Source organism: Tenacibaculum singaporense (assembly GCF_003867015.1).
Taxonomy (GTDB): Bacteria; Bacteroidota; Bacteroidia; order Flavobacteriales; family Flavobacteriaceae; genus Polaribacter; species Polaribacter singaporensis.
In genome coordinates this window covers 2,816,273-2,841,889 of record NZ_CP032548.1, presented here as the reverse complement: position 1 = coordinate 2,841,889, position 25,617 = coordinate 2,816,273, and the positions used below count along the sequence as shown (strand labels likewise).

Genomic DNA, 25,617 nt, shown 5'->3' with positions numbered 1-25,617 from the left:
GATTAAAAATAAAGGATATATTTGCAAGAAAATTATTAAGAATGTTTCTAAATAAAGGAGTGCTACTAAGTTTTATGCTGATAAGTTTTATGGTTTTTTCACAGGAAAACACTAGTGTTGAGGAGGATGCAACTTCTAGCTATGATTTAGATGAGGTGATTGTAACTGCTACTAGAACATCGCGTCAATTGTCTTCAATTCCAATGCCAGTTACCTTAATAACAAAAGAGCAATTACAAAAATCAGGATCGGTTAGGTTGAGGGATATTTTATTAGAACAAACAGGAATTACTATAGTTTCTGATTTTGGAAATTCAGAAGGAGTACAATTACAAGGTGTTGCTGCTGATTATACTTTAATCTTACTAGATGGTGTGCCAATTGTTGGTAGAACCTCTGGGAATATTGACCTAAATAGATTAACTGTAAATAATATCAAACAGATAGAAATTGTAAAAGGACCTTCTTCTTCTTTATATGGTTCTGAAGCTATTGGTGGGGTTATTAATATAATTACTGAAAAACCAAAGTATGAGCAGTTTAAGGGTTTATTAAGTTATTTTGTAAGAGGCGGAGCAAAAAACGAGTTGGATATAAATACCAATGTTGTTTGGAAAAAGAAAAAGCTAGGTGTTGTAGCTGGAGTTAACTTAAATTCTAGCGAAGGGTTTGACTTATCGCCAGAAACAGCTTCAAAAACAACAGCGCCACATCAAAATTTTACAGGAAATATAAAAGTCATGTATGATTTTTCTGATAAGCTACAAGGAACAATTTCTCAACGATATTTTTCTCAAAAGCAAGGAGATGATTCTGAAGAAAATAAACAAGAAGACTGGAATGTTACTACAAAATTATCTCATGAAATAACAAATAAATGGGATGTAGATTATACTTTTTACGCAACTAAGTACAACGCAGAAAGTATTTTTAATAATGAAAAAACAAATTACAATCAAACGCTGTTGAGACCAGAAATTAAATCTAAAAATACTTTCAGTACAGGTACTTTAATTTTAGGAGCAGGGGCTAACTTAGAAAGTTTAGAAAGAACGGAGTTTGAAGGAGTGAAAAAGTTTAACACTCCCTATGTTTTTAGTCAGTTTGACTTTAATCCAATCAACAATTTGAATGTAATTGTAGGAGCTAGGTTTGAAGATAGTAATCAGTACAAATCAGCATTTACTCCTAAAATATCTTCTAGCTATAAAATAAATGATTGGTTAATGGCTAAAGGTTCTGTAGGTTATGGGTTTAAAGCTCCAGATTTCCGCCAATTATACTTCAACTTTAAAAATACAGCAAGCGGATATATTGTGTTGGGTACACAAACCTTACATGATTTGTATGGAGATTTGCCAGCAGTACAAACAATAGAAAAAGAATTAAAACCAGAAAGTTCTATTGGTTATAACTTAGGATTTCAAGTACAACCCATATCAAATTTAAAACTAAATATCAACTTGTTTAGAAATGATATTAAAGATTTGATAGATACTTTCGATACACAATTAGAAGCTTCTAAATTAAACTTGCCAGCTGGAACAAGAACGTTTTCATATCGAAATATTGATGAGGTATATACGCAAGGTATTGAGGTCGATGCGAATTATAAGATTAATAACAATTTTAGAATTTTAGGAGGTTATCAGTTTTTAGATACTGGGGATAAAAATCAAGAAGAGAAGATTAAATCTGGTACTATTTTCTTTAGAAAAACTCCTGCTTCACCTGCTCAAAGAATGACATTGTCTAACTACTATGGACTACCAAACAGATCAAAACATATGGGAAACCTTAAGTTATTCTACGAGAATTTTCAATATGATTTTTCGGCAAATATTAGAGCGGTATACCGAAGTAAGTATGCTTTGTTTGATACAAATGATAGTCAAGGTATTATAGACGAGTTTGATGATTTTGTTTCTGATAATATTCAGATAAACATGGCTGTGGATAAAACTCTTTTCAAATTAATGAATGTTCAAATAGGTGTTGATAACCTTTTTGATGAAAGAGGATTAGAAAATAAAGACAGTTTTACAAATAACGATAGTGTATTGCGTTTAGGTAGAACTTATTACGGAAGAATTCAGTTTAATTTTTAATATAAATATAAATCAATAAAAATGAGAATTTTAAAATCAATTTTAGCAATAACTATGTTAGCTTTTATAGTTGTTTCATGTAGTGATAATGATGATGTTGTTTTAGATGATGTAGTAGCAAAAAAAGTAGAAAATTTACATGCAAAAGAAACTAACGATTATTCGGTAAGTCCACCTTTAGTATCAGGAGAGTTTGTAAAGTTTAGTTTCAAAACAGGGGAGATAGTAACAGGAAATAATTGGGATATTGCCTTTAGAGGAACTACAATTCTTGTAAATGGAGGTGAAAAAACTGGAATTTCAGGTGAGCCAGATAGAACAGGTAATGCAGCGTTAGTAGTTGTAGATGGTGCTTTTTCTGAAATAACTTCTGTTACTAACGATTTTAATTTTGTACAAGATAAAGAAGGTGATTTAGCATTGCCAAAAGGTGTATGGTACACTTATAACCGAGAAAACCATTTAGTAAGTGCAGTAGCAGGAAAAATACTTGTGGTAAAAACTACAGACGGAAATTATGCCAAGATAGAGATTTTAAGCTATTACAAAGACATGGATAGTAGTAACTCTTCAGATCCAGCTAATTCTGGAGCACAGTATTACACCTTTAATTACGTATACAATCCAAATGTTGGAGACACGAAATTTTAGTAATCTTTAGTTATTAAATTTTGTTAATTTTTGTTGTGAAAGGCTGTCCGACTGAGAGGTTGGGTGGCTTTTCTCTTAAAAATGTAACTTTTCTTTCAAATATTTAGAGGTATATGATTTTTTGTTTTTCGCTAACTCTTCAGGACTACCAGTAAAGATTAAGTTTCCTCCTTTTTTTCCACCTTCTAAACCAAGATCAATAATATAATCAGCGCATTTAATCAATTCAATATTGTGTTCAATAACAATAATAGAATGTCCTCTTTCAATTAACGCATTAAAAGAAGCTAATAACTTTTTAATATCATGAAAGTGTAATCCAGTAGTAGGTTCATCAAAAATAAACAAAGCTTTGTCTTTGGTATTTCCTTTTACTAAAAACGAAGCTAGTTTTATACGCTGTGCTTCACCACCAGAAAGGGTAGAAGATGATTGACCTAATTGTACATAACCTAGTCCAACATCTTGTAGAGGTTTTAATTTTTTAGCTATTTTGGTTTGTTTGTGTTCTGTAAAAAAAGCAACGGCATCATCAATAGTCATGTTTAAAATATCATCAATTGATTTTCCTTCAAAAGTTACTTCCAGTACTTCTTTTTTAAAGCGTTTACCACCACAGGTTTCACACTCTAAATGTACATCAGCCATAAATTGCATTTCTATAGTAACTTCTCCTTCACCTTTACAAACTTCACAACGACCACCATCTACATTAAAAGAAAAATGTTTAGGTTGGTAGTTTCTTATTTTAGATAGTTTTTGAGACGAAAGTAGCTTACGAATATCATCGTACGCTTTTATATATGTTACAGGGTTAGAACGAGAAGAACGGCCGATTGGGTTTTGATCGATAAATTCTACGTGCTTTAGTGAATCAAAACTCCCAGTAACATCCGTGTGTTGTCCTAATTTTTCACCATATCCAACTAGTTTTTTTTGCATAGCAGGATATAGAATTTTTTTAACTAAGGTACTTTTACCACTACCAGAAACACCTGTAATAACGGTTAAGTTGTTAAGCGGAAAAGAAACATCAATGTTCTTTAAGTTATTTTCACGAGCCCCAATAATATCAATAGAATTTTTTGAAATTCTTCTATTTGTAGGGATTTCAATTTTTAACTCTTCTGATAAATATTTAGCTGTAAGTGATTCGGATTGTAGAATATCTTTAAAAGTTCCTTCGGCAACAACATTTCCACCATAAGTTCCTGCTTCTGGGCCAATATCAATAATATAATCGGCCTCTTTCATAATGTCTTCATCATGTTCAACTACAATTACAGTATTACCTAAATCACGTAGATTTTTTAGGACACCAATCAAACGCTCAGTATCTTTTGGGTGCAAACCAATACTAGGTTCATCTAAAATGTACATAGAACCTACTAGCGAACTCCCTAAAGAAGTGGCTAAATTAATTCGTTGACTTTCTCCACCAGATAACGTGTTAGATGTTCTGTTTAATGTTAGATAGCTTAAACCAACATCTGTTAAAAACTGGAGACGATTGTTAATTTCGGTAAGTAAACGTTTACCAATTTTTTCTTCGTATTTGTTTAATTCAATATTATTGAAAAATACTGCCAACTCATCTAAAGGAAGGGTTACTAATTCATCAATAGTTTTACCGTACACTTGAACGTAGTTGGCTTCTTTACGTAAACGTTTTCCGTTACATTCTGTACATTTTGTTTTTCCGCGATAGCGAGAAAGCATTACACGGTTTTGAATTTTGTAACTTTTCTCTTCTAGTTTTTTGAATAAATGGTTAATCCCTTTGAATTTTTTAGTTCCGTTCCAAACCAAGTCTTTTTGTTCATCTGTAAGTTCGAACCATGGTTTATGTATAGAAATTCCAAATTCTTCAGCATTTAGAATTAAATCATTTTTATATTTTTTGTAACTATCTGTTTTAAAAGGGAAAATAGCATTTTCGTAGATAGAAAGTCCAGTGTTTGGAATTACTAAATCTTCATCAATACCAATCACGTTTCCATATCCTTCACAAGTAGGACAAGCTCCGTATGGATTATTAAAACTAAATAAATGCGTGTTTGGTTCTAAGAACGAAATTCCGTCTAATTCAAATTTATTACTGAATTCAACAGTACTATTATCTGATAGATTTTCGATACAACAAATACCTTTTCCTTCAAAAAAAGCCGTTTGTACAGCATCTCCTAAACGGTTGTAAAAATCTTCTTCATCTTTTACAACAATTCTATCAACAACTAATTGTAATTCATTTCCTTTAAAATCTTTTACAGGAAACTCATCAATTCTGTATACGGTATCTTGATATTTTAAACGAGCATATCCTTGCTGTGTTAATACTTGTAAAACAGTTTTTATATCTCTGTCTTTATTAATACGTATGGGAGCAAGTAATAATAGCTTTGTACGTTCTTCAAAAGTTTTTACATGATTGATAACATCAGAAACCGTATGTTTTTTTACTTCATTACCCGAAATAGGAGAGAAGGTTTTACCAATACGAGCGAATAATAATTTAATATAATCGTATATTTCTGTAGATGTACCAACTGTTGAACGTGGATTAGTAGCGTTAACTTTTTGCTCAATAGCAATGGCAGGAGCAATTCCTTTAATGTAATCAACTTTTGGTTTGTGTAGCTTTCCTAAAAACTGACGTGCATACGAACTTAAACTTTCTACATAACGACGTTGTCCTTCAGCATACAAAGTATCAAAAGCTAGAGAAGATTTACCTGAACCAGAAAGTCCAGTAATAACTACTAATTTATTACGAGGAATAACTACATCAATGTTTTTTAAATTGTGCAGTTTAGCTCCTTTTATTATAATATTTTCTTTAGGATTTACTGTTGAAATATCAGTCTTCATATACTCAAAAAATAAGCTATAAAAGTACGGTTTTCTATTAACTCTACATTATAACCTTAATGTAAATATCAAGGACTTTTCTTTTTACAAAACTTAGATTAAATATATAATGTTTATAAAATAAGGTGTCTATTTGTTTTTTTTCGAAAATAGTAAAAAAAATCCCCTTCATTAAGAAGGGGAGAAGTAGATTTATATTATTGTTTTTCTTGTTCTGAAGTGATTATAAGGATCTTTCGAGTATTGTTCTTTAATCCTAATAAGTTCATTGTAGTTTTGGGCAAAATATGTTTTAGTAGGGATAGAACTATCCTTAAAGCTTATAAATGCGCCAGAGGTATTTGGGATATCAAAATCTCTACATACTTCAATCCAATCTAGCGCTCTATTGGTGTAATCATATAAAGTATTGTCTTGGAAGTTTTTTATTTTTTCTTCAATATACTTTTTAATTGCTGGATCCATATTTGCATCTAAAGCTTCCCACCAACATTGGTATTGTATGGTATATTGTTTGTCATTATATGGAAAAGCACTATTTGTCTCAGGATGTTTTTTGTAAAAATCGCCTGTAATAGCTCCTAAGGTAATATAAGATGTAATAGTATTTTTCCTGTTATGCTCATTTAATAGAGGAGAGCACAAGCTTTCAATTAGTTTTTGATGCCCTTCTTCTCCTAAACCTTTTTTATCAACAAGTCTTGAAGTTATTTTATGTGGTGCAGGTAGATCTAAATCTGGTTGTAGCGGTGTCCCCATTAATAACTCAGGAGGGAGCATGGATAACTTAATTTCATTAAAAGACTCCCTGTCCCATGAACTCATTAGGTGTTCACCATAGTTGCTTTTATGTTCAAAATCTGCACCTGTGGCAGGTTCAATAGTTAACATATTATCTGTAACGGCAAGTACACCTTTAAAGTTATCTTTTATAAACTCCCTTAAGCTTATTTCATCTCCTTCCCAATACCCATTAAACTGGCAATTAAGATAGATGGTTTTATAAGGAATAGGTGTGTTTTCATCCCACGATCTTGCACTCACTTTTAAGTTGGTTCCAATAAGTTGAGGTGAGTTGTTAGGTTGAATAATTTCCTCCCATTTTTGTAGCACTTCAAGAGTAGGAACATTTTCTTCAACTTTATCTGGATTTAAATGGGAATACGGATTCCAAACGACATTGAAGCGATGTAATATTTTAGGTAGTTCAAAAGTTTTAATTCTAAGTTCGGTTACAATTCCGTAACTCATGCCACCACCGCCTCTTAATGCCCAAAGTAAATCAGGAATCTCACCATTTTTTTCATTGAGTTCTGCAAACTCTCCGTTTCCTAACAAAACGGTAGCGCCGACTAAACGTTCACAGCACATGCCATATTTACGAGTCCATGGTCCCCAGCCACCACCCATGGTGAAGCCAGCAATACCAACAGTAGCACAAGTACCGTGGGGAATCATAACGTCTTGGTCAGCGAGTCTTGAAGTTAGATCTTTAAAACGAATACCTGGACGAATATGTGCGATTTTTTCTCCGTCAATATTTTTAATATAAACTTTTTCATTATCATGTTCGGGATAGTTCATTTTAGAAACATCTATTAACACAATATTAGTTCCAGTACATTCGCCTTCGTGATCATGACCTCCAGCTCTGACTTTGAAAGGGAGCTTGTTGTTCTTTGCAGCTTTGAATGTATTTTGTACGTCTTCAGGGCTTTCGCAATAAACAATCACAAAGGGATTGAATTGCAATCTTCTATTGAAAATATGGCTATTTTTATAATGTTCGTAAACATTATGTAGACTCCCCCAATTTGTAGATACTGTTACATTTGAAGGTAACGATTCTTGGATTTCTTTTAAAAAGTTGTCAATGTTTTCTCTAAGTAGCGTATTAATTTCTTCTTGAATGTCAGTTTTCATAGATATTGTAGTTTAAGGATTAAAACTCAAAAATAATTGCACCTATGTGTATTTAAGAAAGAGTTTTTTAAATGATTAAATATTTGATTTAAGTAATTGAAAAAGGGTATAAGCAGAAAGTGAGTTTGTTTGAATAAGGAAGAGCTTCTACCAAAAATAAATTCAATTAAATGTTTTAACTGTTTAATATAAAGCTTTAAAAGAGTTTATTTATCCGCTAGTACAGCTGTCATAGCAAATGGATCAACAGTTTTTGTGAAATTTTCGTTTTGATATCCGTATAGTTCATGGTTTATAAATTCATGTTCATCGTTTTCAGAAACCACAATAAGTTTAGAAACAGCACTAGGGAAATCATTCATCTTATTCAAATCCATATAAATTTCTCCCATGGTTCTAGCATTACAAAAATAGTAGGTAAGGTTGTTGTGAGAAGCAACGCTTGTCCATAAAGTTTGTGCGATGTTTGGATATTTTTCTAAAGTTGATTTGAAATTAACAGGCACAGAAGCATTCATAACAACTGATTTTGATTGAGTTAAAGAATCAGAATTACTAGTAGTGTCATATAAATGATTTAGATAATATGAAGCTCTGGCAAATCTATCAGAAGGAAAGGGACCGCCTGGTAAAGTATTACTAGGAAAGTTATTTTTATCATTCCACTGCCAACGCCAAAATTGATTTAGTTCAATTTGTTTGGCATAAGAAGGTTCGTTAGTCATTACTCTAAATTCAGGATCTTCATAAATGATGTAACTTCCATTATGAACTTCAATAATGGCAGATTTACCATGAAGGTCAGAAACAGCAAGATGCAAAGAAGCTTTTTTATTAGAACCAGGAACTTTTCCTCCAATTAACTGAATTTGAGTTTCGGCTTCTTTACTAAATTTTGCAACCACTTCAGAAACTGAACAACAAGTATCCAATACAAATTGTACCCATCTTAAAACATCTAAATTTTTACAAGAACTACCATCTTCTCTATTGTAAGAAGCACCACTGTCGTATAATAGATTAGCGACCAGTCCTTGAGAGTTGATACCATCAGATGCGCCAAAAGGAGCTTCGGTACCCACCATAGTTACAATACTGCTATATTGTGCTTCCCATATTAACGAATGTTCATTTTCAATTTCTGTTCCGCATTTAAGCATTGGGTTTTGAGGAGTAACTCTAAAAGCAAAAATAGTGGTAGGCATTTGGGTAGCCCAATCCATATTTCTTGCTGTAGTTAGATAATTGTTTTCTGCACTAAAATTGTTAAATATTCTTGTACACATAGTTTTAAATTTTTCGGGGGTTAATATTGATTTTATAATTACAAAACTATAGAGAGAAAAGCTATATATTTAAATGAAGGGCTTGACCATACTAATATTTGGTTATAAACGTAAGGTATTTGGGTATGTATAATTTGTTTTTTAAGTGGGGACTCTATAGATTTTAGGACGGTATAAAATGACTTTTAATTCTATTTTTTTAAAAGGATATAACAGATGAGGATGGAAAATATAATGAATGTTTTCTTTTGGGTTAACAGTTGAAATATCAGTCTTTATATACTCAATATAATCGAAAAAGATAAGTAATAAGAAATACTAATTTCAAGTGGTTTTATTGAATAAACGATAGTGTTTTTCTCTTTTTTTATAGTTTTTTTTGTATTTATTAATAAAAAATTTAATATTTGTAACTCATTATTAATCAATAAATAATAGCCTATAGCAAGATAATTACTTTTATAACTTAATATCCCCTAACCAAAAGAGAACTAGTTAGTTGCTCTTTTAAAAAAGTAATTATTATGCAAAACATAGCAGATGACAGTGTTTTAGTAAAGAACTACATTAATGGTAATGAATACGCCATAGAATTATTGATTAAGCGCCACCAGCAACGTCTTTATAGCTTTATTTATAGTAAAGTACAAAATAGAGATACTACAGAAGATATTTTTCAAGACACCTTTATAAAGGTTATAAGAACACTAAAAAAAGGAAATTATAACGAAGAAGGTAAATTTTTACCATGGGTAATGCGTATTGCTCATAATTTAATTATTGATTTTTTTAGAAAAAACAATCGCATGCCCACGTTTAATAATACAGAAGAGTTTGATATTTTTTCGGTATTAAGCGATGGAACTTTGAATGCAGAAGGAAAAATAATAAAAGAACAAATTTTAAACGATGTTAAAGAGTTAGTTGAAGAACTACCTGAAGAACAAAAGGAGGTTTTAAAAATGCGTATTTATAATGATATGAGTTTTAATGAAATATCAGAAAATACAGGTGTTAGTATAAACACTGCATTAGGTAGAATGCGTTATGCTTTAATTAATTTGAGAAAAATAATTGAAAAAAATAAAATTATTTTAGTCAGTTAAACAATATTTGAAAAAATGCATCGTTAAATCATTGATTATAAGTAATAATAAGGGAATTATATATGATGCAAATTTACACTAAGAAGTCTCCTGACTTTAAAATGGAACCTAAACAAGAAACAGTTCAATATTTGATTAATTTTTCTAAATCGCTAACAGTAGTTAAAACGAAATCAAACTATCTCATTGAATTGAATTTGAATTAAGAGTGGAAAAAGCTTCAACCAAGGTTGGGGCTTTTTTTATGCTTTCTTTTTATTATAATCGTCTATTACCGATTTTCTTCCAACTGTCTTAGTAATAATATCATTTTCTAACCTCCAACCTCGAGCAGGAGAGTATTCGCGTCCGTAATAAATAATTTGTAAGTGTAATTTATTCCATAATTCTTTTGGAAATAAACGTTTTGCGTCTTTTTCAGTTTGTGCAACACTTTTTCCGTTAGATAAATTCCAACGATACATTAATCTATGAATATGGGTATCTACAGGAAAAGCAGGAATATCAAAAGCTTGTGCCATTACCACACTAGCCGTTTTATGACCTACTGCAGGTAATTCTTCTAAAGCGTCCATATCAACAGGGACTTCACCATTATGTTTTTCAATTAAAATTTTTGACAAACCGTGAATTCCTTTAGATTTCATAGGCGACAAACCGACAGGTTTGATAATCTCTCGAATTTCATCAACAGTAAGTTTTACCATATCGTACGGATTATCAGCTTTTTCAAATAATAATGGCGTAATGGTGTTTACACGAGCATCAGTACTTTGAGCAGACATCAATACAGCAATCAACAAGGTGTACGGGTCTTTATGGTCTAAAGGAATGGGCGTTTCAGGATACAACTCTTCTAAAGTATCTATAACAAACTGAACTTTTTCTGCTTTCGTCATTGCTTTATAAAATTTGAAAAAATCAAAGGTACAAAGAAGCTTCGTATGTTTTATGGATAATCAAAATCAACTTTGTAACTTTGACATAATAACTTTGAAACAATATAATATGACAACACTAAAAATAGGAGATAAGGCACCAAATTTTGAATCAGTAGACGAAAAAGGAAATGCTGTAAAACTTTCTGATTATACAGGGAAAAAACTAGTATTGTTCTTTTACCCAAAAGCAAGTACACCTGGTTGTACAGCTGAAGCTTGTGACTTACGTGATAATTACAAAACATTTTTAGCAAAAGGCTATGATGTTTTAGGAGTGAGTGCAGATTCGGCAAGACGTCAACAAAACTTTATTAATAAAAATGAATTACCTTTTCCTTTATTAGCAGATGAAAGTAAAGACGTAATCAACGCTTTTGGTGTTTGGGGACCTAAAAAGTTTATGGGAAGAGAGTATGATGGAATTCACCGTACTACTTTTGTAATTGATGAGAATGGAGTTATAGAAGATGTTATTACGAAAGTAAAAACAAAAGAACACGCAAATCAGATATTAAAGTAATAGTATATCTATTTAATAAAAGAAAAAGTCGAGTATTTACTCGACTTTTATTTTTTGTGGACTTACTCTTAATTCTTTAGGAGTTGTTATCACTTCTGTAGTGGAAGCAAGTTCTTTTTGTAATTCTCTACTTGTTTTAGTGCTACCATCATGACTCCAACCAGGAGGCATAAACACATATTTTAAGCGTGTTGTTAATGGTAAATCCTTTTTTCGATTAAAAAAGTCTTTAAAAATCTCTTTCCACTCGTGAAAAATGATGTTAATCGGTCCTTTGTCCTCTAAAGGTTTGGTTAAACCATAACGTAATTTTTCATATTCAGTTTCATCCTCTTCAGCCTGAAAAGTTCCAAAAATACGATCCCAAATAATTAAGACCATTCCCATATTTTTATCAAGGTATTTAGTGTTTGAAGCATGATGCACTCTGTGATGAGAAGGAGTTACAAAAATATATCCCCACCAACCTAATTTACTTTTAATAAAATTGGTATGGCATAAGGTTCCGTAGTTTTGATTCATGGCATATGCAAACATAATGTGTAGTGGCATAACACCTAGAAAAGCTAACGGTAAAAAGAACATATACCTAAATAAAGGCTGTAAAACTGGAGATCTAAAACCAGTTGAAATATTATAAAATTCAGAGTTGTGATGTGTTACGTGTACAGCCCAGAAAAATCGTGAATGATGATCTACATAATGGTGTATATAGTACAAAAAGTCTTGACCAATAAAAGCTAACAGCCAATATGCCCACGACATGTTACCTTCCCAGTCAATAATTCTGTATTGGTAACAAAAGCCCATAATGGCAAATGAAGTAACCTTCATTAACAAGTCTAGACTAAAATTTACTAAAGCAAAGTAAACATTAGTAGCTGTATCTTTAAATTCGTAGTTTTTAGCTTTAGCTCTATAGCTAAAGAACATTTCGAGTAAGATTACTGAAATGAAAAATGGAGCACTCCAGTAGTATAATATATCTTGATTAAATATGTTGCTCATGCTATTTTTTTAATTGCAAAAATATTTAATTTTACTCAATTTAACTGTTAAAGTTTATAGTCTTTCCTCAATCCAGCTTTTAAAACTATAAAAGTTTTGAGGGGCAACACCATGTCCAACTGGATATTCTGAATACTCGTTATCTAACTTAAAGTCTTTCAGTATAATAGGGGCTTTACGCGCCCAATCTATAGGAAGAACTTGATCTACAGTTCCGTGAGAAATATAATAATCTGTAGCAATAGAGTTATCTATTTCAGTAGGTAATAACTCTTCATTAATATAACCGCTTAAAGCTACTACGTGTTTTACCTTGTTAGGGTACTTAAAACTTAACGCATAACTTAAAATAGCTCCTTGGCTAAATCCTAATAAAAATGTTTTATCAGGGTTGGTATTGTATTTCTGTTTGATTTCATCTATAAATGAAGCAATCTTATCAACTGATTCAGCTGCTTGTTTTAAATCAGAAAACTTACCGTTAACTGAATCAAAATTTATAGCATACCAAGCATAACCACCATAGCCCATATCGTGAAGAGCTCTAGCGCTTACAATTAATAAATCGTCTGGTAATTCTTCTGCAAATGAAAATAAATCTTGTTCGTTGCTACCATATCCGTGTAATAAAATTAATAAAGGAGGGTTAGCATTTGAAGTTTTAGGTTCTCTTACAATGTATTGTAAACTCATGTATTAAATTCCTTTAAATAGGTTTTGAAATTGCTCACCAACAACTGGTACAAGCTTCTTTTCTCCCTTTAAAACAGCTAAAAGGCTAATTAACCAAAGTACAAATAGTAGTACTCCAACAATCCAACCAGCATTACTACCTAAATATCTATAAACAACCCACCCGTTTAAAAGTTGAAGAACATTTAAACCAAGCATTTGTCTGATGTAAAAACTAGCAAAATCGTTTCTTTTGTTCATGTTTAGAATAAAACCGATGATAAGACCTATAACCCAAAAGTGACTAATTATAGCAGCGGTTTTTCCTTCGTTTACTGTTAGATTTTCCATGATTCTATGAGTTTAAAATTAGTTGACTATTATTGTAAATACCATAAACTTTTCCTTCTAGTTTTTTCCCTAGAAAGATACTGTTTTTTGAGGTAGAAACAATGTTTTGCTCTGAGAAAGTATATGCTCCATCAGGGTTAAAAACAGACAAACTTGCTTTTTCATCTTCTTTTATGGAAGCCAACTCAATATTAAAACGTTTTCTAGGATTGTTAGATAAACAGTTGATAATAGTTTCTAAATCTAATACAGTATTCAACGCTCCAAAAGCACTTTCTAAACCAATAGTTCCGTCTTTTGCGGTAGAAAACTCTACTTTTTTATGTTCAATGTCTATAGGATTATGGTCTGATGTAATTATATCAATAACTCCTTCTTTTAAACCTTGTATTAGGGCTTTTTTATCTTCTTCTGTACGTAGGGGAGGATTTACTTTTTTATTAGCTTCAAAACCATGTAGTTCATCATCTGTCAGAACTAAATTATGTACAGCAACACTACACGTTACATCTAACCCTTTTTCTTTTGCTTCTTTAATAAGTTGAACAGACTTAGCAGTTGAGATAGTAGGAATGTGTAATTTTCCTCCTGTGTATTCTAATAAAAACAAATCGCGAGAAATTTGAATTTCTTCTGCAAGTGCAGGAATTCCTTTCAATCCTAAAAGCGTACTGTTTTTTCCTTCGTTAGCAACACCTTCACCTGCAATTAAATTGTTTTTAGGAAAGCTTAGTACCAATCCGTCAAAATTTTGAGCATATAACAATGCTATTTTTAATAGATTATCGTTACTAACAGGTTTGTTATAATCGCCAAAAGCAACAGCTCCCGATTGTTGCATATCGTACATTTCAGACATTTCAACACCTTTACTTTGTTGTGTTAAGGCTCCAATAGGATGAATGCTGGTTGCCGCTCCGTTTACTTTATTAATTAAAAACTCTATGGCTGATTTATTATCAACTATAGGGTGAGTGTTTGGATTGATAGCTACATGTGTAAAACCACTTTTAGCCGCCACTTGAACACCATGTAGCAAGGTTTCTCGTTCTTCATAACCCGGTTCTCCAAAAGAAACACTCGTATCAAACCAACCTGGTGATACATGAAGATTCTCAAGTTCTACAACTTGATAAGTTTCTTCACTAGCAATGTTGTTATCAATTTTGGTAATAATACCGTCGGTAATTAAAATATCTTTAGTTTGTTGGTGGTAAGGACTAGAAGCATCTATTATTGTTGCCGATTTAAGCAGCGTTGTCATGGTTTAAAGAATTTTAAAATCAAAATTTCTAAAAGCAAAGATACAATAGCTAAGCCCAAAAACCATTTCCAAAGCCATTGAATTTTGTTTTCATCATTAATATTTTCCAAGGTGTTTTTAACTGAAGTAGATATAGTCATATCATTAGCTTCAGAAAATATTAAAAAATCTAAGGCACTTTCACTTTTGTTATAATTAAAAGCAACATTTCTAAGCACATTATTTCCTTGTTGTATTTGATAAAAGCCAGCAACTAAAGGTTGATCTTTGGTTGTGATACGCGTTTTGTTTTGAAAAGTTTGTTGCAAAGGAATAAAAGAACCTTTGCTACTAACAATACTTAAAACTTCATCTTTACCTAGTTGTTTATCAATATCAATAGTATTTTTTGTGTCTATGGTATAATACAATTCAGAAAGTTGTAAACTTTGTTTTCCGATGTTATAAAAAACAGGTACAATTAAAGGTGAGTTCGTAAAGTTACTATTATCTTTATTTAGAGGAGCTGCTACCCAATACATAGAAGCATTTGGCAGATTAATCTGTTTAATAAAGCCTTGTTTGTTTTCAAAAGAAACAATGTTACTAGCATTCTTAAATTCAGAATTAAAAGAAGTTTTTACAAACGGATATTGAAAGTTAGCAACTTTCTTTTCGAAAACATTTTTTAAAAGAGGGTGATTATAATTAATCGAAGTAACCTTTAAGCTATCATTTTTTTTAGAAAGCAACTTTCCTGTATTTAGCTTCCCAAAAAAGTTGTTAAAAGAAGAAAGTGCTGATTCTTTACTTGGAATTATAACAAGATTTCCACCTTTTTTAGTGTAGCTTTCTAAGCTATTCAGAAGCGTTTCAGGAATACTTTCCAACTCATTTAATACAATAAGATGTTGCTTATCTATCAAATTATAGTTGGCATTTTGTAGCGTAGAAGAAGTAAAGTTAAATTCTTCTTTGGTATAAATTCGTTGTAAGAAGTTATTTGATTCTCCAATAGCTAATACATTAATTTTTTCGTTGGTATTGATGGTAAAATAAAACGAATTATCAAACCCATAAGTGTCGTTAAAATTAATAGCAACTCTACCTAAAAACATTGGAGTTTTTACAACAGAAAAAGTAACTTCCGTAGTCTTGTTTTCCTCAATACTAAAGGTTTGTTTATTCAATAGCTTGTCATTATTATATATAGCAATAGGAATGTCATTTTTAGCATTTCCTTGATTTCTAACAACAATATGTACGTTGAAATTAGAACCTCCATTGTCATCTACAAAAACACTATCAATAGAAATGTTGCTTTTTTGTTCAGGTATCAATTTTACAAAAGAAGTATTTTCAGGAGCGTTGTCAATTTCCTCTTTTTTAATGTTTTGAAAATCAGAAATTACAATGTTTTTGGTAGAAGAAGTTATAGACTTATGCTCACTAGTCATTTTTAAAAAAACATCAGCAAGTTTTCTGTTTTTAGCAGTATTAGTTGTTTTTAACAGCTCTTCTTTTAGTTCAGAAACTGTTTTATTAGCGTAAAAATGATCGTTTGTAAGTAAAGAATACTTAGTTTTTTCTATTGAGTTTTCAATAATTTCTTGAGTAGCAATTTGCAGTAAATTACCTTTTTCTCCAAAAGCGTTAGTACTTAAAGAATTATCAAGATACATAAAGAAATGTTGCTCTTCATTTGCTTTGTGGTTACTAAAATATGGCTGAGCAAAAGCAAAAATAAGGGCAGCGAGTAGCAGTAAACGAGTAGCTAAAATCAGCCATTTTTTTATACGAGAACTTTTACGTGTTTGCAACACTAACTTTTGTAAAAAAGCTACATTGGTAAACGGAACTTTTACAAATCGCTGTAGTTGGAACAAGTGTACCAAAATAGGAATGAGTAAAAAAGCTAAGAAATATAAAATCTCAGGATGTTTAAACTGCATAATTGTAATTTACTAACTGTAAAAATACCTAAATAGATGGTTTAAAAAAGAATGTAGTTAAAAATCTGTTAGAAGTGTGGTAAGTTTTCGACAAAGGATTAAATTTTCCTATTTTTGAACTATGACTACAAAAGAGAGTGAGTGTAACATTCCGGGAGAAATTAACTATAAAGAACACTGGAATGCAGCCTACGTAAAAAATCCAACTGAAAAACTAGGGTGGTTCGAAGAAAGTTCGAAAGAAACTATTGAATTATTAAAGGAATCTAACGTACCAAAAGACGCTAAAATCTTAAACGTTGGTGTTGGTTCGTCTATGTTAATTGATGAGCTAGTAGCTGATGGATATTCAGGCTTAATAGCAAATGATTTATCTGAAAAAGCACTAACCGATGTAAAAAATCGATTAGGAGAAAGTGCATCAAAAGTTAACTTTATAGCCGATAATTTAGTGGCTCCAACCCAACTACAAAATCTTGAAGAAGTAGATGTTTGGAACGATAGAGCGGTACTACATTTCTTTTTAAAAGAAGAAGAACAAAACGCCTATTTTAATTTATTAAAGAAGCTTGTAAAAGTAGACGGATTTGTAATTATTGCTGTTTTTGCTTTAGATGGAGCAGAAAAATGTTGTGGACTGCAATTACAACGTTACAATACGGAAATGTTACAAGAAAAATTAGGAAACGATTTTGTTTTAGTCAATAGTTTTAATCACACATTTGTAAATCCGTACGGAGGAGAACGTCCGTATGTTTACACATTATTTCAAAGAGCCAATAAGTAATGAACATAACCAATATCTCTTATAAAAATACAGGATTCTTTTCTAAAACAATGGAGGACTATTTAAAGGCTGATGAAAAGATTCAACCTTTTTATAACCGTTATCCGAGTTTACGAAACTTTGAAAAACAGTTAGAAGAAAAGAAAGCAACCCCTATTTCAAGCACTCAAAGGAAAAGGTTAGTTGAAGTATTGAGAAAACAATACAAAGACGTTGACTTATCTTTTGAGACACAAAAAAATATAGAAAGTTTACTAAAAGAGAATACATTTACCATAACAACAGGACATCAGTTGAATTTGTTTACGGGACCGTTATATTTTCTGTATAAAATTATTTCAACCATAAACATGTGCGAGCATTTGTCAATGCAGTTTCCTAATGAGAATTTTGTGCCCGTATATTGGATGGCAACAGAAGACCACGATTTTGAAGAAATTAACTTCTTTAACTTTAAAGGAAAAAAAGTACAGTGGAACTCTGATCAAAAAGGACCTGTAGGACGTTTTACAACCGAGGGGTTACAAGATGTTTTTGAAGTATTTGCTGAACATTTAGGAAGTTCAAAAAATGCTATTCAAATAAAAGAACTCTTTGAAAAAGGATATTTACAGCACAAAACATTAGCAGGTGCAACCAGATATATAGCTGACAAACTTTTTGGAAAATATGGTTTGGTAATTTTAGATGCTGACGAAAGAGAATTAAAAAGAGCGTTAATACCTTATGTAGAGTACGATTTGTTACACGAAACCTCTTATAAAGAAGTATCGAAAACAATTACAGCACTAGAACAATCATATAAAATACAAGTAAATCCGCGTGAGATAAACTTATTTTATATTACCGATAGGATTCGTGAACGTATTGTTCTTGAAAACGGAATTTACAAAGTAAACAATACAGATATTTCTTGGACAAAAGATGAAATCTTAGACCATTTACATAGTGAACCAGAATGTTTTTCGCCAAACGTAATTATGCGTCCACTATACCAAGAGGTAATTTTACCGAACCTATGCTACATAGGTGGAGGAGGAGAGTTAGCCTATTGGTTAGAGTTAAAGGTATATTTTGATAAAGTAAATGTTCCGTTTCCTATTTTGTTATTGAGAAACTCAGCTCAAATACTTTCAGAAAAGCAGTTAGGAAAGTTAGAAAAACTAAACGTTTCAGAAGAAGAATTATTTTTAAAACAAGACGACTTACTAGCAAGAAAAGTGTTAGCTAACGGTGATACTAAGGTAGATTTTACCAAGCAAAAACAGTTTTTACAACAACAATTTGATGATTTACGTGAGCTAGCTAAAAAAACCGATGTTTCTTTCTTAGGAGCTGTAAATGCACAAGAAAGAAAACAGGTGAAAGGATTAGAAAACCTTGAAAAAAGATGGTTGCGAGCAGAAAAAAGACGTCAAAAAGAAATGGTTGAAAGAATCGTAGCTTTGCAAAACGAATTATTACCTAATCAAAGTTTAGAAGAGCGTCAACGTAATTTTTCAGAGTTCTATTTAGAGTATGGAGCAGACTTCATTACAATTCTAAAAGAAAACTTACATCCGTTACAACTAGAGTTTACTGTTATTACACTTTAATGAGCACAAAAAAAGGATTACATCCTAAAAATATACACAATCAAGGATACGACTTCACGCTATTGGTAGAAAAGTATCCGAAACTTTCTGAATTTATCATTGAAAAGTTTGAGAAAGAGACTATTGATTTTTCTGATCCAATAGCTGTAAAAGAGTTTAATAAGGCTTTATTAGCAGCTCATTATAATATTAAACATTGGAATTTTTCTGATGAGAACTTATGTCCGCCAATACCGGGAAGAGTAGACTATATTCATCATTTAGCCGATTTAGTTGCAGGTGAAGAAAATGTAACGGTATTAGATATTGGTACAGGGGCAAGTTGTATTTATCCTTTGTTAGGAATTGCAGTATACGATTGGAATTTTGTAGCAACCGATATAGATTTAGATTCGTTAGATTATGCTCAGGATATTATAGATGATAATGGTTTTACTGATAAGGTTGAATTAAGACAACAGTTTAAAGAAGAACATATCTTAGAAGGAATTATAGAAGAAGGAGATGCTTTTACAGTAACTATGTGCAATCCTCCATTTTATAAATCAGCAGAAGAGGCGAGAGGAGCCAACCGAAGAAAATCGAGAAACTTAGGGAATAATGCAGTACGTAATTTTGCAGGAAATTCTAATGAATTATGGTATATAGGCGGAGAGAAAGCTTTTTTGCATACCTATTTATATGAGAGTTCTAAACATCCGAAAGTAAGTAAATGGTTTACGAGTTTGGTTTCAAAAAAAGAAAACGTAGAAAGCTTACAGAACTCAGGAAAAAAGTTAGGAGTTAAAGAATTTAAAGTAATTCCTATGCACCAAGGAAACAAGGTAACACGTATTGTGTGTTGGAGGTTTACATAGTGAGTAATTGTTTATTATTAGTTTAAAGTGATTTTATTAAAAATTAGGAGGTATTTTACTCTCTTGATAATTTTTTTCATAATTGCTAAATAATAAAATAGGAAACCGTTATTTTGAAGTGATGAAAAAAAGGAAGAATTAACGAAGTTGAGCCTCACGAGGAGAATACCCTTACTCTTCAATAACCAACCTCTTCCAAGTATCTTCCCATTTTTTACTCGCAACCCTGTTACGATACGTCGTTAAATCGAAATTAGGAGTAGGTCGCACAACAAGGTTGAACACATCGTCTAAACCATACGGAGCAATATATTCAATTTGATTGTCAGAGTTTAACTGAATAGCAATCGAAGTAGCAGTTTCAGGCCAGTAAGAAATGGCTTCGAGACAATTTTTATAAGGTGAATGACTATTTCGAATATGCATTCTTGCTTGATTTTTTACCGACCAGTTAACAGAGGAATTAATAGCCTTAAGCTGTTCTTCAAGAGCTAATTCACGAGCTTTGGAAGTATCGCTTTTATCAAAGTAAATAACATCAACATCGTTTAAAGAAGTTCTTTTATTATTGTGTTTGTAGTCCCAAATTTTGTTCCTAACAAAACCGGCACCAATCCAACAATCGGGGAGGTGTAGGCTACGAACGATTTCAAGAATACGTAGCATCCAAGCGTCATTTTCAATAATGCTTATGAATTCAGGGGTGAAATCTGTTTTCATAAAACTTATTGGTATTGAGGAATATCCCTTAAAAACACATAAGTTTCGTTCTCTTTATCGAGCATACAAAAAAAGTGTTGTAGTCCGTTGGTTACGATGAGATAATCGGCATCGAGCTTTAAGTTATAACGTGCAATTTGATCAAAGGTATCTTGGGTAATTTTTATGTGTGGCGCTTTACATTCCACAATAATATTCGGATGACCGTCTGAAGCAAAAACCACAATATCGGTACGTTTTTTAAGGTTGTTGATAACCAATTGTTTTTCAATAGCGATTAATGAAACTGGGTAGTTTCTCTCTTGAATCAACCATTGCACAAAATGTTGACGTACCCATTCCTCGGGAGTTAATACCATGTATTTTTTTCTCAAATTATCAAAAATAAGCGTCTTATTTTCGTTACTTTTGAGCTTGAATGTATAGCTAGGAAGGTTGAGCTTTTGCATAGATCAAAAGTAAGAAAATTATAAGTTATTTCTTCTTTGTTTACTGTGACAAAACATTATTGTCATCTCGAACTGAAGCAGCGCGGAATGTGAGAGATCTTAAACACGGGAATTACTCCGTTGAATAAGATTTCTCAGTCGTCAACTCCTTCGAAATGACATTATAGAGATCGTCATTCCGACCAGAGGGAGGAATCTCAAGAGGTGAGTAACTCTTATTGTTAAGATTTCTCGTCGCTCATAAAATCGCTCCATCGAAATGACCAAGAGTGTTATTAAGGAATGAATACTTAGCTGTAACATTGTTAAATAACAACACCAAAAGAAGGCAGAAGAAAGACACATGAACGAAATTAAATCTATCATATCCGATATTAAAGGAGGTAACATCAAACCCATTTATTTTTTAATGGGCGAAGAACCGTATTACATCGATAAAATTTCAGATTATATTGAAGACAATGTGTTGGATGAATCTGAAAAAGGATTCAATCAAGTAGTTATGTACGGTCGTGATGTGTCGATAGAGGAAATTGTATCATCGGCAAAGAGATTTCCGATGATGGCAGAAAAGCAGGTGATTATTGTTAAAGAAGCGCAAGATTTAAGCCGTACGATAGATAAAATTGAGTCGTATGCTGCCAATCCGCAACCAACTACCGTGTTGGTGTTTAATTACAAATACAAAAAGCTTGATAAACGTAAAAAGGCGTACAAAGCCATTGTTAAAAGTGGACTCATTTACGAGAGTAAAAAACTATATGAAAATCAAGTAGCCGATTGGATTCGTCAGGTGTTGGGCGGAAAAAAGTTTAATATCGAACCAAAAGCTTCGCAAATGTTGGTGGAGTTTTTAGGAACCGACCTAAGCAAGATTAGCAACGAATTAGACAAACTAACCTCAGTATTGCCTGCAGAAACGATTATTACCGATAAGCATATTGAAGAAAACATCGGGATTTCTAAAGACTTTAACAATTTTGAGTTGCGTAAAGCAGTAGGGCAGCGAGATGTGGTAAAAGCGAACAGAATTATCAATTATTTTGCACAGAACCCAAAAAACAACCCGTTGGTAATGACCATTTCCTTGCTAAATAGCTTTTTTACACAGTTATTAATGTACCACGGATTAAAAGACAAATCGAAAGCTTCGGTTGCTAAAAATTTGGGAGTAAACCCATATTTTGTGGACGACTATGTAAACGCAGCCCGTAACTACCCGATGCGAAAAGTATCACAAATTATAGCTTTACTACGCGATGCTGATGTAAAAAGCAAAGGAGTAGGAGCCAACCAAACCCATGCCGATATTTTAAAAGAATTGCTGTTCAAGATTTTGCATTGATATTTTTTATAATTTTAGCTTATCTTTCATCTCTTCAAGCGAAATGTATGGGTCTTCTGCAATAATACTTGTTAACTGATTAAAGTTAATGTTAGAAAATGTACTCATGTATTCTTTAAATTGTTTTCGAGTTTCCTCACTATTCAACTCCCTTTTAAATTCTTCAAGTGTAGGTTTTTTTACGTTTTCAGGAATTAATTCAATTATAGTGTTGTAGTAACTAAGAGTGAAGTCCTCTTTTATATCTTCTATGTTACTTTTAGGATGTATATATATCTTTTTTTTGATTTTTTTAATTGCTTTATAACCAATGTGTTTAGATATGGAAATTAAATATTCTTCTATCTCTTCAATAGTTTCTTTTATATAAGTCTCGGATAGCTTTTGATTGAAACTACTTTGATTTTTAGAATGTAAGAAAGGTAAAATAAAGTTAGACTTAATTTCCTTAAATCTACTTCCGATTCCACTTAATTCATAATAGACAATTGGATCATACTCTTTGAGTAAGCTTATTGAGTTTTCTAGATTTTTAAAAGAAGCATCATTAAATAACTTTGAATCTGAAAATAAAACAGGAATCATATTCATTGGAATAGGTAAGTCGACTTTGTTTATTTGTGAAAGAGTATTTAATCTATCTAAATAACTCCAGACATCAAGAAGGTTTGAAACTACAATATTTAACTTTTTACTCTTTTCTATATCAATATCTTTTTTCTTACTTTTTATAGTAATAATGTAAGTTAAAAAAGAAGCTATGATAGGGCTAATATAAGTCCATGTGTTATTGAAAATCTCCATAGATAGCTTAAATCTTATTGTTTTTTAATTCAAGTCTTTATTAATGTTTTGGACCATTGTGATTAAATCATCACAGATTGAATCAGCTTTTAAGTTTTCTACTATATTGAATTTTGAAACATTGAATTTCTTTTTTATGCTGTTAGAATCCTCGTCTAAAATGCCTTTTCCATTTAGTCTTAAAATTATTTCTGGAGCTTTGCTGTCTTTATAAGAGCAAGGAATTGAAATGGCAAATTCATTTGAAAGGTATTCTGATACTACTGTTTCGTCTATGTTAGCCAATTCAGATATTATTGGAGTTAAGAATAAATAGTTCTCAATATTTCTTCTTTTCCATTTATATAGTTTCATGTCATCTCGTTGATTTTCAGTAAAAGTAAGGTCTTTTAAGTCCTCACCAACAGTGTTTAGACTTTCATCATCTCTGTCTCTAATACTAACACTTCTAAGGTTAGGGATTTGACTTTTCAGTTCAGAAAATAAAAATTTTCTTTGTTTATGACTGCTCACCGATATCCATGGAACTACAGATTCATCTATTGGTTGATTAATAAGTTCTCCTACCTTCTTAAGAACTAAAAAATCAAAATGACCTTCTACGAAAAGAACTTTCTTTGATGTTTTTATTTTGTGCAGTAATGGAGAGTATTCTGAACCAAGTCCAGAAAGGAGTCCTGTTTTTTGGCTTTCGGTAGTTAAATACTTAGTATTATTTAGATTTAGTATATCGTTTGGAATAGCTTCTTTAATAATCTCTGATGAATGTGTTGCTATTAAGATTTGTTTTTTTGATCTAGTGTTAATTTTTTCAAGTTCATCAATAAGTTTTATTTGCAAGCTTGGATGTAAATGAGCGTCAGGTTCATCAAGTAATACAATGTCAATATCAGGACTTAAAGTCAAGGTAAATACATTTAGCCATTGAAGAAAACCACTTCCTTCTACCATTAGATCACGATAATTATAGGAGTTAAATTTTTTAAATCGTTTCTTCTCATTAAATTCACCCTTAAAGCAGTCAACTTTTATATAGGTATGATATAAGTCATTAAAATCACTTATCCGCAAATCTGTGCTAAAAGTATTTCTAATATTATTGATTAGCCTTTCGAAAGGGTCGTTTAACCTAAATTTGTGGAGGTCAGAGGTTTTTATTTTTGCTCTAGTTCCTTTTAAAGTACTTCTGTCAATTTGATTCTTTTGATAAAGGTCTAGTAATAAGTTTCTTAAGACTGAACCTGCTAATCCTTTACCAATTAATTTTCTTCTTTCAGCTAGACTTACTTTATTTTCTCGTTCTAAAATGCCAGCGAATGTAGGTAAATACGCAGCAGTTGGAATTTTATCGTCTTTGATGATATTTGATTCAGTGGTTTTGATAAAAAGCCTATCGTTTGCTAGTGATAAAGCTATCTCTAAATATTTTTCTTGTTCAGATTTGTTAAACCAAAAACATTTAATTCTTAAGTTATATCCGTCTTCATCAACTCCTTCTTTTTGAGTTTTAAGATTTGTCCAAAGATGTTTTAAAGATGGAAGGGCAATGGGCAGAAACTCATCAGCACTTACACCTAAACCTTGACCTTTATGTTCTTCATGAAGGTAATTTCTTCCTTTTTCAATTGTCAAAATTAATTTACAGAATTCCCAAACAGCGATAGCATGTAGTAAGGTTGATTTTCCTGAGTTATTGCCACCAGCAAGTATAGTTACACTGTTAGGTTTTAAGTTTATTTCATTGCTCTTATATCGTTTAAACTTTTTTAAATTAATCTTATGAATCATGTCTTAGAGCTTGTTTTATTTTGGTTTTTGAGCACGAAATAATAGGGCTCAGCAATTTTTATATGTTATCAAATGTATCAAAACTAATGCTTTATCTAAAATAAAGTTATTAACGAATTATTGTTGTCTGTTAATTAATTATATGATTCCTGCAACCTAAAAAAAAGCACACACATATGCTTACGGAAACCCATAAACTCCCTTATTTAGGTAACAAAAGTTGTTTTAGCTATCATAAAAGCTTGCATGGGTTGCTGATATCACGGCATGCTCCGAAGATACCACAGCATGGGTCGCTGATATCACGGCGTGCTCCGCAGACATCACGGCATGCTCCGAAGACACCACGGCACGGGTCGCTGATATCACGGCGTGCTCCGTTAACACCGCGGCACGGGTCGCTAATATCACGGCATGCTCCGTTGACACTACGGCACGGGTCGCTGATACCACGGCATGCTCCGTTAACACCACGGCATAGAGTGCTAATATTAAGACAATAGATAAATTAATAACACTCGTAAAAAAGTTGACAGTGGTGCTAGCCGTAGCCTCAAATCCCAACAGATTTCATAAAAACTCTCGGTGTAAGCATTAAAAAAGGTCAAGAAAAAGTCACCAACCAATACTTAAAAGTAGCATT

21 protein-coding genes are annotated in these 25,617 nt (G+C 31.8%); 8 read left to right on the top strand and 13 right to left on the bottom strand.

The genetic code is table 11. The features are described from left to right. Positions 1-41: 41 nt before the first annotated feature. Both D6T69_RS12575 and D6T69_RS12570 read left to right on the top strand, forming a co-directional pair. Positions 42-2,108: a TonB-dependent receptor plug domain-containing protein gene (locus tag D6T69_RS12575; RefSeq protein WP_125068058.1), complete on the top strand. Its 2,067-nt coding sequence runs from the start codon at positions 42-44 to the stop codon at positions 2,106-2,108. Positions 2,109-2,129: 21 nt separating this feature from the next. After that, positions 2,130-2,759, top strand: coding sequence for an HmuY family protein (locus tag D6T69_RS12570; protein ID WP_125068057.1), 630 nt, complete (start codon positions 2,130-2,132; stop codon positions 2,757-2,759). Positions 2,760-2,834: 75 nt separating this feature from the next. Here D6T69_RS12570 and uvrA read toward each other — a convergent pair whose 3' ends face one another. The 3 genes from uvrA to D6T69_RS12555 all read right to left on the bottom strand — a co-directional run bounded on the left by uvrA (position 2,835) and on the right by D6T69_RS12555 (position 8,836). After that, entirely contained in the window at positions 2,835-5,627 is a 2,793-nt protein-coding gene (gene uvrA, locus D6T69_RS12565; protein WP_125068056.1) for an excinuclease ABC subunit UvrA, read from the bottom strand. 192 nt (positions 5,628-5,819) lie between these two features. Then, positions 5,820-7,550 carry an FAD-dependent oxidoreductase gene (locus D6T69_RS12560; protein ID WP_125068055.1) on the bottom strand — a complete coding sequence of 577 codons (1,731 nt, stop codon included), beginning with the start codon at positions 7,548-7,550 and terminating at the stop codon, positions 5,820-5,822. 206 nt (positions 7,551-7,756) lie between these two features. Next, positions 7,757-8,836: a linear amide C-N hydrolase gene (locus tag D6T69_RS12555; RefSeq protein ID WP_125068054.1), complete on the bottom strand. Its 1,080-nt coding sequence runs from the start codon at positions 8,834-8,836 to the stop codon at positions 7,757-7,759. A gap of 524 nt (positions 8,837-9,360) precedes the next feature. Between D6T69_RS12555 and D6T69_RS12550 the strand changes: the two genes are divergently transcribed. Then, the gene (locus D6T69_RS12550) at positions 9,361-9,942 is read left to right on the top strand and encodes an RNA polymerase sigma factor (RefSeq protein WP_206197817.1); all 582 of its coding nucleotides are present in this window, start codon (positions 9,361-9,363) and stop codon (positions 9,940-9,942) included. 242 nt (positions 9,943-10,184) lie between these two features. Here D6T69_RS12550 and D6T69_RS12545 read toward each other — a convergent pair whose 3' ends face one another. Continuing rightward, entirely contained in the window at positions 10,185-10,841 is a 657-nt protein-coding gene (locus D6T69_RS12545; RefSeq protein ID WP_125068052.1) for an endonuclease III domain-containing protein, read from the bottom strand. A gap of 109 nt (positions 10,842-10,950) precedes the next feature. Here D6T69_RS12545 and bcp point away from each other — a divergent pair, with 109 nt between their 5' ends. Then, entirely contained in the window at positions 10,951-11,403 is a 453-nt protein-coding gene (gene bcp, locus D6T69_RS12540; RefSeq protein WP_125068051.1) for a thioredoxin-dependent thiol peroxidase, read from the top strand. A 36-nt stretch (positions 11,404-11,439) separates the two neighbouring features. Here the strand turns inward: bcp and D6T69_RS12535 are convergent, their stop codons facing one another. From D6T69_RS12535 to D6T69_RS12515, 5 genes are read right to left on the bottom strand one after another with little or no spacing between them, the layout of a single operon-like run. Continuing rightward, the gene (locus tag D6T69_RS12535; RefSeq protein WP_125068050.1) at positions 11,440-12,411 is read right to left on the bottom strand and encodes a sterol desaturase family protein; all 972 of its coding nucleotides are present in this window, start codon (positions 12,409-12,411) and stop codon (positions 11,440-11,442) included. A gap of 54 nt (positions 12,412-12,465) precedes the next feature. After that, entirely contained in the window at positions 12,466-13,104 is a 639-nt protein-coding gene (locus D6T69_RS12530) for an alpha/beta hydrolase (RefSeq protein ID WP_125068049.1), read from the bottom strand. Positions 13,105-13,107: 3 nt separating this feature from the next. After that, on the bottom strand, positions 13,108-13,434 hold the full coding sequence (locus D6T69_RS12525; RefSeq protein WP_125068048.1) for a hypothetical protein: 327 nt from the start codon (positions 13,432-13,434) through the stop codon (positions 13,108-13,110). A 4-nt stretch (positions 13,435-13,438) separates the two neighbouring features. Continuing rightward, positions 13,439-14,698 carry a dihydroorotase gene (locus tag D6T69_RS12520; RefSeq protein ID WP_125068047.1) on the bottom strand — a complete coding sequence of 420 codons (1,260 nt, stop codon included), beginning with the start codon at positions 14,696-14,698 and terminating at the stop codon, positions 13,439-13,441. Continuing rightward, positions 14,695-16,629, bottom strand: coding sequence for a BatA domain-containing protein (locus tag D6T69_RS12515; protein WP_125068046.1), 1,935 nt, complete (start codon positions 16,627-16,629; stop codon positions 14,695-14,697). The genes D6T69_RS12520 and D6T69_RS12515 overlap by 4 nt, the downstream gene beginning before the upstream one ends. Before the next feature lie 121 nt (positions 16,630-16,750). Here D6T69_RS12515 and D6T69_RS12510 point away from each other — a divergent pair, with 121 nt between their 5' ends. Genes D6T69_RS12510 through rlmF form a run of 3 tightly spaced genes read left to right on the top strand, consistent with a single transcriptional unit; the run spans position 16,751 to position 19,868 of the window. Beyond that, the gene (locus tag D6T69_RS12510) at positions 16,751-17,416 is read left to right on the top strand and encodes a class I SAM-dependent methyltransferase (protein WP_125068045.1); all 666 of its coding nucleotides are present in this window, start codon (positions 16,751-16,753) and stop codon (positions 17,414-17,416) included. After that, entirely contained in the window at positions 17,416-19,011 is a 1,596-nt protein-coding gene (gene bshC, locus D6T69_RS12505) for a bacillithiol biosynthesis cysteine-adding enzyme BshC (protein WP_125068044.1), read from the top strand. Before D6T69_RS12510 ends, bshC begins: the two co-directional genes overlap by 1 nt. Next, positions 19,011-19,868 carry a 23S rRNA (adenine(1618)-N(6))-methyltransferase RlmF gene (gene rlmF, locus D6T69_RS12500; protein WP_125068043.1) on the top strand — a complete coding sequence of 286 codons (858 nt, stop codon included), beginning with the start codon at positions 19,011-19,013 and terminating at the stop codon, positions 19,866-19,868. Before bshC ends, rlmF begins: the two co-directional genes overlap by 1 nt. Positions 19,869-20,039: 171 nt before the next feature. On the opposite strand, the gene D6T69_RS12495 is transcribed toward rlmF, so the two are convergent. Both D6T69_RS12495 and D6T69_RS12490 read right to left on the bottom strand, forming a co-directional pair. Continuing rightward, complete coding sequence (locus D6T69_RS12495) at positions 20,040-20,588, bottom strand: nucleotidyltransferase family protein (protein ID WP_125068042.1); 549 nt, start codon at positions 20,586-20,588, stop codon at positions 20,040-20,042. A 5-nt stretch (positions 20,589-20,593) separates the two neighbouring features. Further along, complete coding sequence (locus D6T69_RS12490; protein WP_073181171.1) at positions 20,594-21,037, bottom strand: type I restriction enzyme HsdR N-terminal domain-containing protein; 444 nt, start codon at positions 21,035-21,037, stop codon at positions 20,594-20,596. A 343-nt stretch (positions 21,038-21,380) separates the two neighbouring features. On the opposite strand from D6T69_RS12490, the gene holA reads away from it, so the two are divergent. Next, on the top strand, positions 21,381-22,382 hold the full coding sequence (holA, locus tag D6T69_RS12485; protein WP_125068041.1) for a DNA polymerase III subunit delta: 1,002 nt from the start codon (positions 21,381-21,383) through the stop codon (positions 22,380-22,382). Positions 22,383-22,388: 6 nt separating this feature from the next. Here holA and D6T69_RS12480 read toward each other — a convergent pair whose 3' ends face one another. Together D6T69_RS12480 and D6T69_RS12475 are read right to left on the bottom strand one after the other, a co-directional pair. Then, positions 22,389-23,186: a hypothetical protein gene (locus D6T69_RS12480; RefSeq protein ID WP_125068040.1), complete on the bottom strand. Its 798-nt coding sequence runs from the start codon at positions 23,184-23,186 to the stop codon at positions 22,389-22,391. Between the two features lie 24 nt (positions 23,187-23,210). After that, positions 23,211-24,974: an ATP-dependent nuclease gene (locus tag D6T69_RS12475; protein WP_125068039.1), complete on the bottom strand. Its 1,764-nt coding sequence runs from the start codon at positions 24,972-24,974 to the stop codon at positions 23,211-23,213. Positions 24,975-25,617: the final 643 nt, after the last annotated feature.

Excerpts from the sequence above, each read along its gene's own strand:
- bshC (WP_125068044.1), top strand. The coding sequence starts at position 17,416 with ATGAACATAACCAATATCTCTTATAAAAATACAGGATTCTTTTCTAAA.
- D6T69_RS12480 (WP_125068040.1), bottom strand. The coding sequence starts at position 23,186 with ATGGAGATTTTCAATAACACATGGACTTATATTAGCCCTATCATAGCT.
- holA (WP_125068041.1), top strand. The coding sequence starts at position 21,381 with ATGAACGAAATTAAATCTATCATATCCGATATTAAAGGAGGTAACATC.
- uvrA (WP_125068056.1), bottom strand. The coding sequence starts at position 5,627 with ATGAAGACTGATATTTCAACAGTAAATCCTAAAGAAAATATTATAATA.
- D6T69_RS12515 (WP_125068046.1), bottom strand. The coding sequence starts at position 16,629 with ATGCAGTTTAAACATCCTGAGATTTTATATTTCTTAGCTTTTTTACTC.
- D6T69_RS12510 (WP_125068045.1), top strand. The coding sequence starts at position 16,751 with ATGACTACAAAAGAGAGTGAGTGTAACATTCCGGGAGAAATTAACTAT.
- D6T69_RS12525 (WP_125068048.1), bottom strand. The coding sequence starts at position 13,434 with ATGGAAAATCTAACAGTAAACGAAGGAAAAACCGCTGCTATAATTAGT.
- D6T69_RS12535 (WP_125068050.1), bottom strand. The coding sequence starts at position 12,411 with ATGAGCAACATATTTAATCAAGATATATTATACTACTGGAGTGCTCCA.
- D6T69_RS12560 (WP_125068055.1), bottom strand. The coding sequence starts at position 7,550 with ATGAAAACTGACATTCAAGAAGAAATTAATACGCTACTTAGAGAAAAC.
- D6T69_RS12550 (WP_206197817.1), top strand. The coding sequence starts at position 9,361 with ATGCAAAACATAGCAGATGACAGTGTTTTAGTAAAGAACTACATTAAT.
- D6T69_RS12575 (WP_125068058.1), top strand. The coding sequence starts at position 42 with ATGTTTCTAAATAAAGGAGTGCTACTAAGTTTTATGCTGATAAGTTTT.
- D6T69_RS12475 (WP_125068039.1), bottom strand. The coding sequence starts at position 24,974 with ATGATTCATAAGATTAATTTAAAAAAGTTTAAACGATATAAGAGCAAT.
- rlmF (WP_125068043.1), top strand. The coding sequence starts at position 19,011 with ATGAGCACAAAAAAAGGATTACATCCTAAAAATATACACAATCAAGGA.
- D6T69_RS12520 (WP_125068047.1), bottom strand. The coding sequence starts at position 14,698 with ATGACAACGCTGCTTAAATCGGCAACAATAATAGATGCTTCTAGTCCT.
- D6T69_RS12495 (WP_125068042.1), bottom strand. The coding sequence starts at position 20,588 with ATGAAAACAGATTTCACCCCTGAATTCATAAGCATTATTGAAAATGAC.
- D6T69_RS12490 (WP_073181171.1), bottom strand. The coding sequence starts at position 21,037 with ATGCAAAAGCTCAACCTTCCTAGCTATACATTCAAGCTCAAAAGTAAC.
- D6T69_RS12545 (WP_125068052.1), bottom strand. The coding sequence starts at position 10,841 with ATGACGAAAGCAGAAAAAGTTCAGTTTGTTATAGATACTTTAGAAGAG.
- D6T69_RS12530 (WP_125068049.1), bottom strand. The coding sequence starts at position 13,104 with ATGAGTTTACAATACATTGTAAGAGAACCTAAAACTTCAAATGCTAAC.
- D6T69_RS12570 (WP_125068057.1), top strand. The coding sequence starts at position 2,130 with ATGAGAATTTTAAAATCAATTTTAGCAATAACTATGTTAGCTTTTATA.
- bcp (WP_125068051.1), top strand. The coding sequence starts at position 10,951 with ATGACAACACTAAAAATAGGAGATAAGGCACCAAATTTTGAATCAGTA.
- D6T69_RS12555 (WP_125068054.1), bottom strand. The coding sequence starts at position 8,836 with ATGTGTACAAGAATATTTAACAATTTTAGTGCAGAAAACAATTATCTA.